Origin of the sequence: Xanthomonas sp. BRIP62418 (assembly GCF_003993495.1) — a bacterium.
Classification (GTDB): domain Bacteria; phylum Pseudomonadota; class Gammaproteobacteria; order Xanthomonadales; family Xanthomonadaceae; genus Xanthomonas; species Xanthomonas euroxanthea.
In genome coordinates this window covers 110,589-124,693 of record NZ_QEZG01000047.1, presented here as the reverse complement: position 1 = coordinate 124,693, position 14,105 = coordinate 110,589, and the positions used below count along the sequence as shown (strand labels likewise).

The window sequence follows — 14,105 nt, the reverse complement described above, 5'->3', positions numbered from 1 at the left end:
ACCCCAGCCGCCGCCACCGGAACCGCCGCGGCCACCGCCTCCAAAACCACCGAATCCACCACCGCCCCAGCCACCGCCGCCGACAAAGCGCACCGGTGAACCGGACGCCAGGCCCGCCAGCAGCCCGATCACCGCAGCGCCGGCGCTGGCAAACAGCAGCGAGGTAAACAGCAAGGCAGCGCCGCCGGCCGCGACGCCGGTCAGCAACGCACGCAGCGGCCGCGGCAGGGCGCCGAGGATGCCACGCGCCACCATCGCGACCACAAAGCCGATGAACAAGGCCATGATCCAGCCACCGCCTCCGCCCGAACCATTGCCCGTGCCGGCAGCGGCGTGCCCGCTGACCGGCGCCGGCAAGGGCTCGCCCTCGATCAGGCCGGCCAGCGTCGCAGTCGCAGCGCCGATGCCGCCAGCGTAGTCGCCCTCACGGAAGCGCGGTGCCAGGTACTCCTGAATGATGCGGTTGGCGGCAATGTCGGGGATCGCGCCCTCCAGGCCGTAACCGGGCTGGATGCGCACCCGGCGATCGTCCTTGGCCACCAGCAGCAGCACGCCGTCGTCCACGCCCTTGCGACCGATCTTCCACTGGTCGAACACGCGCTGGGTGTACTGCTCGATCGCCTCCGGCTGGGTGGTGGGCACGATCAGGATCTGCAACTGCGCGCCCTTGCGCTGCTGCAGGGCCAGCGCCTGCTGCTCGAGTTGCCGGGTCTGCGTGGCGTCCAATGTGCCGGTGGTATCGACCACCGGCGAGCGCAGTGGCGGAATGGCTGCAAGGTCCTGCGCCAGCAGCGAGGCCGGCAGCAACAACAGCGCCAACATCCAGAACACCCAGCTGTGCGTTTGCCGCATTGCCTGACTCCTGCCTGGTAAGCGCTGTTACTGCGCAGGCTGCGGTTGCTGCGCAGGCTGTTGCTGCGGCGCCTGCTGATTGCCGAAATCCACCTGCGGTGCGCGTGAGATCTGCGCCTCGTTTTCCACGCTGAAGTTGGGTTTGGGCTGGTAGCCGAAGATCTTGGCGGTGATCACCTGCGGAAACGAACGGATGTAGGTGTTGTAGTCCTGCACCGTCTGGATGTAGCGACCGCGCGCCACGGTGATGCGGTTTTCGGTGCCTTCCAGTTGCACCTGCAGATCGCGGAACGACTGGTCGGATTTCAGCTGCGGATAGTTTTCGCTGACCACCATCAGGCGCGACAGCGCGCTGCCGAGCTCGCCCTGCGCCTGCTGGAACCGTTTCAGCGAGGCTTCGTCATCGGCATTGACCTGGATCTGTCCGACCCGCGAGCGCGCGTTGGTCACTTCGGTCAGTACCTGCCGCTCCTGCTGGGCATAGCCCTGCACGGTGCGCACCAGATTGGGAATCAGGTCGGCACGACGCTGATACTGGTTCAGCACCTCCGACCAACCTGCCTTGACGCCTTCTTCCTTCTGCTGGATCGCGTTGTAGCCGCAACCGGACAGCGAGACGGTCAGCATCAGCAACACCAGGGCGCGAATCAGGACGGGCATGCAGGCGATTCCGTTGAAAGAGAGCCGCAGCATGCCACGCGGCGAGTCAACCCGGCATGCACATGCGCCCGCCAGGCAGCTGATCCCGGCCAGATGCGAGAAAGCCTGCAACCGCGGCAGTCACCGCGGGCTCCGTGGCGGCCACCACGACCGCCGGCGCGCTCTGGTGTGTCGCTCGCACGAACGTCTCCACCTTCGCCGATCCAATCGCCTGCAGAAGCTGATCGGCGGCTGTGGCCTGCGCAGACGCGCGGGCCGTCAGAGCCACCGCGGCAGCAGTATCAGTCCCCAGCAGAGCAGCACATTGATCAACAGCAGGAACACCGCCGCCGAACCCATGTCCTTGGCGCGGCCGGCCAGCACATGGTGCTCGGGGCCGTAGCGCTCGATCACCGCCTCGATCGCCGAATTCAGCAATTCGGCCGCCAGCACGATCAGCAATGGCGCCACCAGCGCGATACGTTCCAGGCCGGACTGGCCGAGCCACAGCCCCAGCGGGGACATCACTGCCGCCAGACACACCTCCAGCCGAAACGAGGATTCATGCAGCCATGCCGCGCGCAATCCCTGCCATGACCAGATCGCCGCCTTGAGCATGCGGCGCGGACCGCGCGGCACGTGTCCCAGTTGATCGGCCATGCGGTCAGTGCTTCCGGCCGCAAGGGCATGTCTGGGGACGGCTAAAACGCATGGCGGGGTCACTGCTGAGGAAAGTGCGAATCTTGCACCGTCGTGCAGCGCGCCGCCAGGGCGCTGCCACGCGGTCGAACAGCTGACGTTGGGCCTGCCGGGCCGTCAGGTGCTGCCGCATGGCGCAATCTTCGCCACAGCGTCGGTGCAGGCACGGCGAGGCGATCTGCACGCACGGCGATCGCAGGCGCTGGAAGCCATGGGTTTGCCCTGTGCTTCCAGCCTGTCGCACCATGATGGCCCGTTTTACTGCTGCAGGTTCCTTCGCATGACCAAACATCCCTTGCGCACGCTGCTGTGCGCCCTTGTGCTGTTGTCCGGCCAGCTACACGCCGCCACCCCGCACACCACGCCGCAGATACCGGCGCAGGTGTCCAATGCCGCCTGGGAAGCGGATATGCAGCGCTTCGCCGACAGCGACGCGCAGCAACCGCCCCCCAGGCACGGCATCGTCTTCGTCGGCAGCTCGTCGATCCGTTTCTGGGACACGCTGGCACAGGATTTCCCCGGCATGCCGGTGATCAATCGCGGCTTCGGCGGGTCGGAAGTGCGCGACAGCACCTGGTACGCCGACCGCATCGTGATCCCGTATGCGCCGCGCCAGGTGGTGCTGTATGCCGGCGACAACGATCTCAACAGCGGCCGCACGCCGCAGCAGGTCCGCGACGACGTGCTGGCATTCGTGACGCGCATCCGCCGCGATCTGCCCAGCGCGCGCATCAGCTACCTGTCGATCAAACCCAGCCCCTCGCGCGCCCATCTGCTGCCGGCGATCGTGACCGCCAATCGCCTGATCAAGGACGCACTCGCGCCGCTGCCGCAGGTGGACTACGTGGACGTCTACACGCCGATGCTCGATGCCACCGGCAAGCCACGTGCCGCGCTGTTTCGCGACGACATGCTGCACATGACCGCCGATGGCTATGCCATCTGGCGCAAGGCCGTGGCACCGGTGTTGGAGCAGAAGTAACGCTTGGCGGGTCGATCTGGCGTCGCACTCGCCAGATCAACCCATTGCGTCACCGATCCCGCAGAGGCACCTGGCGTCTGCGGCAGATCGGCACGGCACGCAGCCTCGTTGCCATGTAGGGGAAACAGCAGCATCGGCAACCGCAACCGGCGCCCTGGGCGCGTGCGGCGCATCTCCCTGGTCAGTGGCAGATTGCAGGCACCCACATGCCGCTACGGCCACTACTCCCTCAGGCCACCACCACCGCAACCGAGGTGCCGACACCGGACTCGCTATGCAGTTCGATCCGCCAGCCGAAGCGATCGCACAGCCGGCGCACGATCGACAGGCCCAGGCCGGTGCCCTGCGGGCGGGTGGGATCGGCGCGGAAGAACGGCTCGAACGCGCGCGCACGCGCCTCTTCGCTCATGCCGATCCCGGTATCGCGCACGATGATGCGGTCCTGGGTGACTTCCACCTCGATGCTGCCGGTATCGGTATAGGCGCAGGCATTGCGCAGCAGGTTGCTGAGCACCACGCGCATCACCCGCGGCGGGGCGAACATCTGCAGGCTGCGGTCACCGACCATCGTCAGGGACACCGGCTTGTCGCCCAGCAGCTGGCGGGCGCTATCGACTTCCTCGCTGGCCAGTTCGGCGGCATCGAAGGTCTCGCTTTGCGGGTCGATCTCGGCTTCGCGCGCCAGGATCAGGAAGGCGTCGATCACCGCTTCCATGTCACGGCCGGCGCGCTGGATCCGGCGCAGGCTGCGCTGGGTGCGTTGCGACAATTCGTCGTCGGCCAGCGCCATGTCGCTGGCCACCCGGATCACCGTCAACGGTGTGCGCAGTTCGTGGCTGGCATCGCGGGTGAAGTTGCGCTCGCGCGCGACATGGTCGCTGACCTTCTGCCCGAGCGTATGCAGGGCAGCGGCCAGCTGCCGCGTTTCACCCTGCAGGTCGGCGGGCAACCGCTCCGGTGCCAGTTCATCGACATCCGGGTTGCGCGGGTCCCACTGCGAGACGCGCCGTGCCAGCCAGCTGACCGGCGACACCAGGCGTTTGGAGATCCGGTAGGTCACCCAGAACACGCCATAGATCGCCAGCAGCACCAGCATCGCCGGCACGATTCCGAACCAGAGCGTCAGATGGGCCGCACGCGAGCGTGGGAACACCAGGTACAGACGCCCTTCCGGACGTTGATCGACATACACCAGGGCATCGGCGGCAGCCACTTCGCTGAAGCCTGGCGACAACCGCTGCAACTCCGCCGGCGCCGTGTCGCGGCCCTGGCCGGCAGGCAAGAAATAGCCCTGGATATTGCGTGTATTCGGCGGCGGGTTGTTCGGTGCGTCCTTGTGCACGCGCCAGAAATGCACCGCCTCGTCGGCCAGCACGGTCCGCACCAGGCTGTACTTGATGACGAAGGACAGCAGATAGCCACCCAGCACGATCGCCAGGCTCGCCAGAGCGACCTGCAGGAGGAAGGCCAGACGTATTTTTCGTGGAAGCCCGTGCGGCATTGCTGCATCCAGGGGAGAGCGCCGGATTATAGGCAACGCTTCCGTAAGCCCGTCGTGCAGCCAGACGGCAGCGCGCGGAAACGAGCGGCGCGTGGGCGCCTACAGGAGGTAGCCGGCCGCCAGCATGGCGGCCGGCCGGCGACATCAGGCCATCGGCTGGGCGATGTCGGCAATGCGATAGCCGGCGCTCTGCACGGTGTGCAGCAGCGGGCGATCGAACGGCTTGTCGATGATCTTGCGCAGGTTGTACAGGTGGCTGCGCAGGGTGTCCGAATCCGGCAACCCGTTGCCCCAGATCTCGCGCTCGATTTCCTGGCGAGTCACCACCCGCGGCGACTCGCGCATCAGGATGGTGAGCAGCCGCAGACCGATCGGCGAGAGCTGCAGCTCGGTGCCGGCGCGGGTGGCGCGCATGCTGACCGGATCGAGCACCAGGTCGGCGACCTTGAGCACTTCCGACCCGACCTGGCGGCGCTCGCGACGGATCAGGGCACGCAGGCGCGCTTCCAGTTCCTGGATCGCGAACGGCTTGGTCAGGTAGTCGTCGGCGCCGAAACCCAGGCCGGTGAGCTTGTCGTCCAGCGTGTCGCGGGCGGTCAGCATCAGCACCGGGGTGGACTTGCGTGCGTCGTTACGCAGGCGGCGGCACACTTCGATGCCGTCCAGACGTGGCAGCATGAGATCCAGCACGACCACGTCGTAGCTGTTCTCGGCGGCCAGACGGTAGCCGTCGAGTCCGTCCTGCGCATAGTCGACCTCGAAGCCACGGCCTTCCAGGTACTCGCCGATCATTTCAGAGATATTGCGGTTGTCTTCAACGACCAGCACGAGGCCGGACGTTTCCTTGGTCTGACGCATGGACTTTCCTCGGTCTTCAGCTTTGTGAAACATGCCGGATCGGCAGTGGAAAGGGCGTGAAGACCATCTAACGTTTTGTGACGGCGGGCGTTGCCCGCCGGCCGTCAACGGCCGAGCAGGGGGCGCAGCGCGGGCCACACCGTTTCCAGCACCCTGGGCTGGGCCGCGGCAGTGGGATGCAGGCCGTCCGCCTGCATCAGGCCTGGCTGCAGCGCGACCTTTTCCAGGAAGAACGGCACCAATGCGGTCTTGTACTGGCTGGACAGGTCGGCATAGGTCGCCTTCAGGCGTTCGCGATAGGCAGGGCCATAGTTGGGCGGCACATCGATGCCGAGCAGCAGCACCTTCGCGCCGGCCTGCTGGCTGAGCTGGATCATCTTTTCCAGGTTGCCCTTCAGCTGGGCCGGGGTCAGGCCGCGCAGCGCATCGTTGCCGCCGAGTTCGATCACCACCACGCCGGGGTGGTGCTTCTGCAGCAGGCCGGGCAGCCGCGTCAATGCACCGGAGGTGGTCTCACCGCTGATGCTGGCATTGACGACCGCCGGTGGCGTCGCCATGTCACGCTTGAGGCGTTGGTCCAGCAAGGTGACCCAGCCAGACTGCACCGGGATGTTGTGCGCAGCGCTCAGGCTGTCGCCGACGACCAGGATCGGGGCGGTCGCCACCGGACTTTTGGCAGAGGCAATTCCCGGCGCGAGCAGGGACAGTGTCAGCAGCCACAGGACCAGCACGCCATATCGCAGTGTTCTTTCACGCATTCGGAGATTCCTCATCGACAGTCTGGCCCCCCACTCCAGTACCCGCATTGCCATCGACGTCCGCGACGTCGGCAAGTCCGTCAGTGGACCGGAGGGAACACTCCACATCCTCGACAAGGTCAGCTTGACGGTCAGTGAAGGCGACAGTATCGCCATCGTCGGCGCATCCGGCTCGGGCAAGACCACCCTGCTCGGCCTGCTGGCCGGGCTGGACCTGCCCAGCCGCGGCAGCATTGCGCTGTCCGGCCAGGAGCTGGGCCAGCTGGACGAAGAGGCCCGTGCCGCCCTGCGCGCGCGCGAGGTGGGCTTCGTGTTCCAGAGCTTCCATCTGCTGCCGGCGCTGACCGCCGAAGAAAACATCGCGCTGCCGCTGGAACTGGCCGGGCGCGAGGACCCGGCACGGGTACGCGAGGTACTGGAGGCAGTCGGCCTGAGCGCGCGTGCGCGCCACTACCCGCGCCAGCTGTCCGGTGGCGAGCAGCAACGCGTGGCGCTGGCACGCGCATTCGTGGCCAGACCGCGCATCCTGTTTGCCGACGAGCCCACCGGCAGCCTGGACCAGACCACCGGCGCGCAGATCAGCGACCTGTTGTTCGCGCTCAACGCCACCAGCGACACCACCCTGGTGCTGGTGACCCACGACATGACGCTGGCGCAGCGTTGCAAGCATATCTACCGCATCGACAGCGGCCGCCTGCACGCCCAGACCGGTCCGGCCGCATGAACGTGCTGCGTCAAGCCGCACGCGCGGTGCGCCGCGAGTTCCTGGCCGGCGACCTGCTGACCGTATTCGCCGCGCTGGTGCTGGGCGTGGCGGTGATGACGGCGGTTGGCACGCTGGTCGATCGGGTGACCCTGGCGCTGACCTCCAGCGCGGCCGAGGTGCTCGGTGGCGATCTGGGCGTGACCGGCCGCCAGGAAATCCCGGCCGACTTCGCCGCCGAAGCGCAACGCCGCGGCCTGCAGAGCACGCGCATGGTCAGCTTCCCCAGCGTGCTGTTTCACGGCGAGGCCAGCCAGATGGCCAATATCCGCGGGGTTGGCGCGGGCTACCCGTTGCGCGGGCAGTTGCTGGTGTCCAGGGACAGCGCCGGCATGCAGGGCACGCCTGCGGGCGCACCGCCGCCGGGCCAGGCCTATGCCGACCCCCGCCTGCTGGAGGCCCTGGGCCTGCGCGTGGGCGAACAGCTGGAATTCGGCGCCGGCCACCTCACCATCACCGGCGTACTGCGCGCAGAGCCGGATGCATCCGGCGAGCTGATGCAGCTGTCGCCACCGCTGCTGGTCAATCGCGCCGATATCGACGGTGCCGGATTGCTTGGCCCCGGCAGCCGCGCTTCGTACCGGCTGATGTTCTCCGGTGCGCCCGATGCCATCGCCGAACTGCGCGCCTGGCTGAAACCGCGCGCCAGCGAATTCCGCCTGGTCGGCATCGAGGACACCCAGCGCGGCATGCGCGCAGCGTTCGATCGTGCGGGGCGCTTTTTGGCCTTGTCGGCCTTGCTGGCGGTGCTGTTGTCCGGTGTGGCAACCGCGTTGGCAGCGAACCGCTTTGCGATGCGCCGGATCGACACGGTGGCGGTGCTGCGCTGCCTGGGCGCACGCCAGCGCGACATCCTGGCGATGCTGTCGCTGCAATTGCTGCTGACCGCGATTCCGGCCTGCCTGGTCGGGATCGGGCTGGGCATGCTGGCGCAGGAAGGCTTGGTGCAGGCGCTGGGCAGCCTGATCCCGGACCGGCTGCCGTTGCCGCAGGCCACCCCGGCCCTGGCCGGTGCAGGCATCGGCCTGGTGCTGTTGCTGGGCTTCGGCCTGCCGCCGTTGCTGCGGCTGCGCAACGTGCCGCCGATGCGCGTGCTCAACCGCAGCTTTGCCGCGGTGCCGCCGAGTTCCTTGCTGGTCTACGCCGCGGCATTGGCGGCCACGCTGGCGCTGACCGTGTATGCGACCGGCAACCTGGTGCTGGCCGGCTGGGTGCTCGGCGGGCTGGCCGCCCTGGCGCTGGTGGCGATGGCACTGGGGCTTGGCCTGCTGGCCTTGCTGCGGCCGATCCAGCACCGCCTGCGCGGCGCGTGGAAGCTGGGGCTGGCCTCGCTGACGCGGCGCCGCGGACTGAGCGTGGTGCAGCTGGTCGGGCTGTCGCTGTCGTTGTGCGCGCTGCTGCTGCTGGCGGTGGTCGGCCCCGGCCTGCTCGGGCAATGGCGCGACCGCCTGCCGGCGGAGACGCCCAACTATTTCCTGATGAACATCCAGCCCGAGCAGACCGGGCCGGTGCTGCAGACACTGCGCGGCCTGGGCGTGGACGATGCGGCCGTGGAGCCGTTTTCGACCGGGCGGCTGGTGGCGATCAACGACAAGCCACCGCTGCGCGGCGACCGCGATCCGGCCGACGATGGCGACGGCGACAACCGCCCGGTCAACTTCTCCTGGCGGCACGCATTCCCGCCGGCAAACACCTTGCTGGAAGGCAGATTCTGGGCGGCCGACAGCACTGCGCCGGAGGCCTCGGTGGAAGAAGGCTGGGCGCAGCGGTATCAGCTCAAACTCGGCGATCGCATCACCTTGCTGCTGGGCGAGCAGCAGCGCAGTTTCACCGTCACCAGCATCCGCAAGGCCGACTGGGATTCATTCCGGGTCAATTTCTTCCTGCTGCTCAACCAGGGTGCGGTCGGCGATGCGCCGTACAACCTGATTTCCAGCTTCCATCTGCCGCCCGGCAATGCGCCCAGGCTGGCGTCGTTGAGCCGCGACTACCCCAACATTTCGGTGCTGGATATCGATGCCATCCTCGGCCGCGTGCGCGAGGTGATCGACCAGGTGGCGCAGGCGGTGCAACTGGTGATGGGCTTCAGCCTGCTGGCCGGTGTGCTGGTGCTGCTGGCAGCCCTGCAGGCCACCGCCGGCGAGCGTCGCTATGACAGTGCGGTGCTGCGCACGCTGGGCGCGCGGCGCGGCCAGTTGCGTGGTGCGGTGCTGGTGGAGTTCGGCGCGCTTGGCCTGCTGGCAGCGACACTGGCGGTGACCGCCGCGGCGGTGATCGGGGCAGTGGTCGGACAGAAGGCATTCGAGATTGCATTGACGCCGGATTGGCCGCGCCTGCTGATCGGCGGCGCGTTTGGCCTGGCGTTGAGCCTGCTGGCCGGCTGGTCGGGCACGCGCCGCATCCTGTCCACGCCGCCGGCGCTGGCATTGCGAACCGACTGAGGCCGGGTCGGCTGGACACGTGAGCAGGGCGGCGCGCAGGCGTCGCCCTTTTGCGTTCCGTCGCAGCGGTGCATATACCGGCAGCGCATAAGCACCTTGCCAATCGTACGTTCGCAGCGGCGAGCGGACTGCCTACAGTGGTGTGTCCGGCCGCCGGCCCAGGCGGCCCTTCGTTGCCGTCGAGGTGCCACCGTCATGGCCAGCGTCCCTTCTGCTGCACGTGCGCAGCCGCCGCGCGATGCGGTTTCCGCCGAACACGCTTCCAGTGTCCGGATAGTGCCGTTCGATGCCCCGCTGGGCGCCGAAGTGATCGGCCTGGATCTGTCACAGCCGCTGGATGCGGAGACCTTCGCGCGCATCCACCAGGCGCACCTGGACTACCACGTGCTGGTGTTTCGCGAGCAACGCATCACGCCGGCACAGCAGGTCGCCTTCAGCCGTCGCTTCGGCCCGCTGCAGATCCATGTGTTGCGTAATTTCCAGTTACGCGGGCATCCGGAGGTGCTGGTGGTCTCCAACATCAAGGAAAACGGCAAGCCGATCGGCCTGGGCGACGCCGGCCACTACTGGCACTCGGATCTGTCCTACAAGGACACCCCCAGCCTGGGATCGCTGCTGCACGCGCAGGAACTGCCCAGCGAAGGCGGCGACACCTTGTTCGCCAACCAGCACCTGGCCTGGCAGACCCTGCCCGACGCGCTCAAGCAGACGGTGCAGGACCTGCGTGCCGAGCACAGCTACCTGGCCAAGTACGAGGAACTGCGTGCGCGCAATCCGTGGCGCCCGGCGCTGACGCCGGAACAGATCGCCGAAGTGAAACCGGTGCAGCATCCGGTCGTGCGCACGCACCCGGAAACCGGCCGGAAAGCGCTGTTTGTCAGCGAGCATTTCACCACCCGCATCGTCGGCCTGCCCGACGACGAGAGTGCCGCGCTGCTGCAGGCCCTGTTCGACCACAGCACCCGCGATGCCTTGGTGTACCGGCATCGCTGGCAGCCGCACGACATGGTGTTCTGGGACAACCGCTCGGTCATGCATCTGGCCGCCGGCACGCCCGATCACCTGCGGCGCCGCCTCAACCGCACCACCATCGAAGGCGATGCGCCGTTCTAGCAAGGTGCCGCCTCCCGCACGGTTTACAGCGCGTGATGCGCTGTGAAACGCGCCATCCCCTCCCCCTCCCGACTGGAGCGCCGCATGCGTTTGACCGTCACCTCTCACGCGCGTCCGCAGCGCCGACGCGTTTCCCGGCGTATTGCGCTGCTGCTCCTGGCCGCATTGCCGTTGCTGCACAGCGCACAGGCGCAGGCCGAAGGAAAGCTGCGCATCGCCAAGCAGTTCGGCATCGTCTACCTGCTGCTGGACGTGGCGCAGGATCAGAAGCTGATCGAACAGCAGGGCAAGGCGGCCGGCGTGGACATCGACGTGCAGTTCCTGCAGCTGTCCGGTGGCGCAGCCGTCAATGATGCACTGCTGACCGGTTCGATCGATATCGCCGGTGCCGGCGTCGGGCCGTTGTTCACCATCTGGGACCGCACCCATGGCCGCCAGAACGTGCGCGGCGTGGCGTCGCTGGGCAACTTTCCGTATTACCTGATCAGCAACAATCCGCGCATCAGGTCCATCGGCGATTTCACCCCGCAGGACCGCATTGCGGTGCCAGCCACCGGCGTGTCGGTGCAGTCGCGCTTCCTGCAGCATGCCTCGCAACAGCGCTGGGGCGACAAGGGCACCCACCAGCTGGACCCGCTGCAGGTCGCCTTGCCGCATCCGGACGCGGCCGCAGCGATCATCCGCGGCCGCACCGAGATCACCGCCCACTTCGCCAGCCCGCCATTCCAGGAGCAGGAGCTGGCCCGCAATCCGGCCGCGCACATCGTGACCAGCTCCTACGAGATCGAAGGCGGCCCCTCGTCGGCCACCGTGCTGTATGCCACCGAGAAATTCCGCCGCGACAATCCCAAGACCTACCGCGCCTTCGTCGCGGCGCTGGATCAGGCTGCGCGCTTTGTCACCGCCCATCCGGAGCAGGCGGCGGATATCTTCCTGCGTCGCAATGGCTCGAGCATCGATCGCGCGCTGGTGCTGCAGATCCTCAAGGACCCGAAAGTACAGTTCACCGTGGTGCCGCAGAACACGCTGGGACTGGGCAAGTTCATGCAGCACAGCGGCGCGATCAAGCAGACGCCGGGCAAGCTGGGCGACTACTTCTTCGACGATCCGCTGATCGCGGGCGGGAGCTGAGCGATGGCCACGCCCACACCATTGCTGCAGGTCGACCACGTCAGCCTGGAATACGCCTCCGCGCAGCGCGTGGTGCGTGCCACCCACCGCGTGCGTTTCGACGTGCATGAAGCCGATCGCTTCGTGCTGCTGGGGCCGTCGGGTTGCGGCAAATCCACCTTGCTCAAGGCGGTGGCCGGCTTCGTCGCCCCGCGTGAGGGGCAGATCCGCCTGGATGGCAACGCGGTCACCGGGCCCGGACCGGACCGGGTGGTGGTGTTCCAGGAATTCGACCAGCTGGCGCCCTGGAAGACCGTGCGCGAGAACGTGGTGTTCGGCTTGCGCGCCGCCCGCAAGCTGTCGCGTGCCGAAGCGCGTGAACGTGCCGACGACAGCCTGGCGCAGGTCGGGCTGAGCGCGTTTGCGCAGGCGTATCCGCACACCTTGTCCGGCGGCATGAAGCAACGCGTGGCGATTGCGCGCGCGTTGGCGATGCGGCCGCGCGTGTTGTTGATGGACGAGCCGTTCGCCGCGCTCGATGCGTTGACGCGTTCGCGCATGCAGGAGCAGGTGCTGGAGCTGTGGGAGCAATCGCGCTTCACCCTGTTGTTCGTCACCCACTCGATCGAGGAGGCGTTGGTGGTCGGTAACCGCGTGCTGTTGTTGTCGCCACATCCGGGCCAGGTACGCGCCGAGCTCAACGCGCATGCGTTCGGCCCGCACAGCGCCGGCAGCGTGGCGTTCCAGCAGACCGCGCAGCGGATCCATCGGCTACTGTTCGACCTGCCCGACGACACCCTGGACGATGCCAAGGTGGCGCCATTGCGTCGCCCTGCCGAGCGCCAGCGCGAGGTGCTGCCATGAGCGGCGGCAACGCCACCGCGCTGCCGCCATTGCCACCGGTGCGGGCCGAGTACGAAGTGGCCCTGCAGCCGCTGGATCCCGCATTGGTTGCAGCCGCTGCGCCGACGCGCTGGCAGGCACCACCGTGGCTGCGCAAGGCGCTGGTGCTGGTGGTGCTGATCGCGGTGTGGGAGATCGCCGCACGCGTGGTTGGCGACGATCTGATGCTGCCCAGCGCGCTGCAGACCGCACGCGCGTTCTACGACGGGCTGCTGTCGGGCGAGTTGTTGCGCCGCGTGGGCGCCTCGCTGCGCGTGCTGGCGCAGGGCTACGCGCTGGGCGTGGTGCTGGCCTTCGTGCTGACCGCGCTGGCCGCCTCCACGCGCTGGGGCCGCGACGTGCTCGGCACGCTGACAGCCATGTTCAATCCGCTGCCGGCCATCGCGCTGCTGCCGCTAGCCCTGCTGTGGTTCGGGCTGGGCACCGGCAGCCTGGTGTTCGTGCTGGTGCATTCGGTGCTGTGGCCGCTGGCGCTGACCACCTACGCCGGCTTCCAGGCGGTGCCGGAAACCCTGCGCATGGCCGGGCGCAATTACGGGCTGCGCGGGCCGCGCTACGTGGCGCAACTGCTAATTCCCGCCGCGCTGCCGGCGATCCTGTCCGGGCTGAAGATCGGCTGGGCCTTCGCCTGGCGCACCCTGATCGCGGCCGAGCTGGTGTTCGGCGCCACCTCCGGCCAGGGCGGCCTGGGGTGGTACATCTTCCAGAACCGCAACGAGCTGTATACCGACCGGGTGTTCGCCGGCCTGGCGATGGTGATCGTGCTGGGCCTGCTGGTGGAGGGCGTGGTGTTTCAGGCCATCGAGCGGCTGACCGTGCGCCGCTGGGGCATGCAGCGCTAGCGGGATGACCGCGGGAGCCCGGGGCGCCGCGTGGGCAGGCGCTTTGCCTGGCCACGCTGCAGATGAACGTGTCGCGCCGGCCACCAACGGCCTGAGCCCGCGTGCCGGGCTCATCGGCACGGTCGCGTGCGCTTAACGGGCCTGGCTTATGCTGCCGGCCCCTTTCCTGCCGCCTGCCGTCATGCCTACCGCTCCTTTCACTGCCTATCTGTATCCGGTGCTGTTGCTGATCGCCAGCAATGTGTTCATGACCTTCGCCTGGTACGGGCACCTGAAGTACAAGAGCACGCCGCTGATGATCGCCATCCTGGTCAGCTGGGGCATTGCGTTCTTCGAATACTGCCTGCAGGTGCCGGGCAACCGGCTGGGCAGCGCGGTGTATTCGGCGCCACAGCTCAAGGGCATGCAGGAGGTGATCACGCTGCTGGTGTTCGCGGGTTTCTCGACGTTCTACCTGGGCCAGTCGTTGAAGTGGAATCACTGGGCCGCGTTCGGCTTGATCCTGGTCGCGGCGTTTTTGATGTTCAAGGAATAACCGCCCTTTGAAGGGCTAACCGCCGTCTTACCCGTAGGAGCGCACCAGGGCGCGACCTTGCAGCAGCGTCCCGGGGCGCGGCGTGATGGGCGTGATGGGCGTGTCGGGC

General features: G+C 67.6%; 14 protein-coding genes. 8 read left to right on the top strand and 6 right to left on the bottom strand.

Annotated features, from left to right (window positions below):
- The 3 genes from EO174_RS17430 to EO174_RS17420 form a co-directional block, all read right to left on the bottom strand.
- Positions 1 to 852 (bottom strand): TPM domain-containing protein (locus tag EO174_RS17430; protein ID WP_126946246.1); only part of this gene is annotated, 852 nt, incomplete at its 3' end.
- Positions 853 to 879: 27 nt separating this feature from the next.
- Positions 880 to 1,512 (bottom strand): LemA family protein, encoded by a 633-nt coding sequence (locus EO174_RS17425; RefSeq protein WP_104649654.1) that lies wholly within the window; start codon positions 1,510 to 1,512, stop codon positions 880 to 882.
- 258 nt (positions 1,513 to 1,770) lie between these two features.
- Entirely contained in the window at positions 1,771 to 2,151 is a 381-nt protein-coding gene (locus EO174_RS17420) for a diacylglycerol kinase (protein ID WP_119130764.1), read from the bottom strand.
- Positions 2,152 to 2,470: 319 nt separating this feature from the next.
- On the opposite strand from EO174_RS17420, the gene EO174_RS17415 reads away from it, so the two are divergent.
- Complete coding sequence (locus EO174_RS17415; protein ID WP_104649655.1) at positions 2,471 to 3,172, top strand: SGNH/GDSL hydrolase family protein; 702 nt, start codon at positions 2,471 to 2,473, stop codon at positions 3,170 to 3,172.
- A gap of 229 nt (positions 3,173 to 3,401) precedes the next feature.
- Here the strand turns inward: EO174_RS17415 and EO174_RS17410 are convergent, their stop codons facing one another.
- The 3 genes from EO174_RS17410 to EO174_RS17400 all read right to left on the bottom strand — a co-directional run bounded on the left by EO174_RS17410 (position 3,402) and on the right by EO174_RS17400 (position 6,304).
- Entirely contained in the window at positions 3,402 to 4,673 is a 1,272-nt protein-coding gene (locus EO174_RS17410) for a HAMP domain-containing sensor histidine kinase (RefSeq protein WP_126946243.1), read from the bottom strand.
- 144 nt (positions 4,674 to 4,817) lie between these two features.
- On the bottom strand, positions 4,818 to 5,531 hold the full coding sequence (locus EO174_RS17405) for a response regulator transcription factor (protein ID WP_002811889.1): 714 nt from the start codon (positions 5,529 to 5,531) through the stop codon (positions 4,818 to 4,820).
- A 104-nt stretch (positions 5,532 to 5,635) separates the two neighbouring features.
- Complete coding sequence (locus EO174_RS17400; protein ID WP_206515087.1) at positions 5,636 to 6,304, bottom strand: arylesterase; 669 nt, start codon at positions 6,302 to 6,304, stop codon at positions 5,636 to 5,638.
- A gap of 91 nt (positions 6,305 to 6,395) precedes the next feature.
- On the opposite strand from EO174_RS17400, the gene EO174_RS17395 reads away from it, so the two are divergent.
- The 7 genes from EO174_RS17395 to EO174_RS17365 all read left to right on the top strand — a co-directional run bounded on the left by EO174_RS17395 (position 6,396) and on the right by EO174_RS17365 (position 13,996).
- Positions 6,396 to 7,013, top strand: coding sequence for an ATP-binding cassette domain-containing protein (locus tag EO174_RS17395; RefSeq protein ID WP_256359910.1), 618 nt, complete (start codon positions 6,396 to 6,398; stop codon positions 7,011 to 7,013).
- Complete coding sequence (locus tag EO174_RS17390) at positions 7,010 to 9,493, top strand: FtsX-like permease family protein (RefSeq protein WP_126946240.1); 2,484 nt, start codon at positions 7,010 to 7,012, stop codon at positions 9,491 to 9,493. Before EO174_RS17395 ends, EO174_RS17390 begins: the two co-directional genes overlap by 4 nt.
- 195 nt (positions 9,494 to 9,688) lie before the next feature.
- Positions 9,689 to 10,606 carry a TauD/TfdA family dioxygenase gene (locus EO174_RS17385; RefSeq protein ID WP_126946237.1) on the top strand — a complete coding sequence of 306 codons (918 nt, stop codon included), beginning with the start codon at positions 9,689 to 9,691 and terminating at the stop codon, positions 10,604 to 10,606.
- Positions 10,607 to 10,690: 84 nt separating this feature from the next.
- A complete protein-coding gene (locus EO174_RS17380) occupies positions 10,691 to 11,737 on the top strand; it encodes an ABC transporter substrate-binding protein (RefSeq protein ID WP_104649660.1) in 1,047 nt (348 codons plus the stop codon).
- 3 nt (positions 11,738 to 11,740) lie between these two features.
- Entirely contained in the window at positions 11,741 to 12,580 is an 840-nt protein-coding gene (locus EO174_RS17375) for an ABC transporter ATP-binding protein (RefSeq protein WP_126946234.1), read from the top strand.
- A complete protein-coding gene (locus tag EO174_RS17370) occupies positions 12,577 to 13,461 on the top strand; it encodes an ABC transporter permease (protein WP_119129651.1) in 885 nt (294 codons plus the stop codon). Before EO174_RS17375 ends, EO174_RS17370 begins: the two co-directional genes overlap by 4 nt.
- A gap of 181 nt (positions 13,462 to 13,642) precedes the next feature.
- Positions 13,643 to 13,996 (top strand): DMT family protein, encoded by a 354-nt coding sequence (locus EO174_RS17365; RefSeq protein WP_024938302.1) that lies wholly within the window; start codon positions 13,643 to 13,645, stop codon positions 13,994 to 13,996.
- Positions 13,997 to 14,105 lie beyond the last annotated feature (109 nt).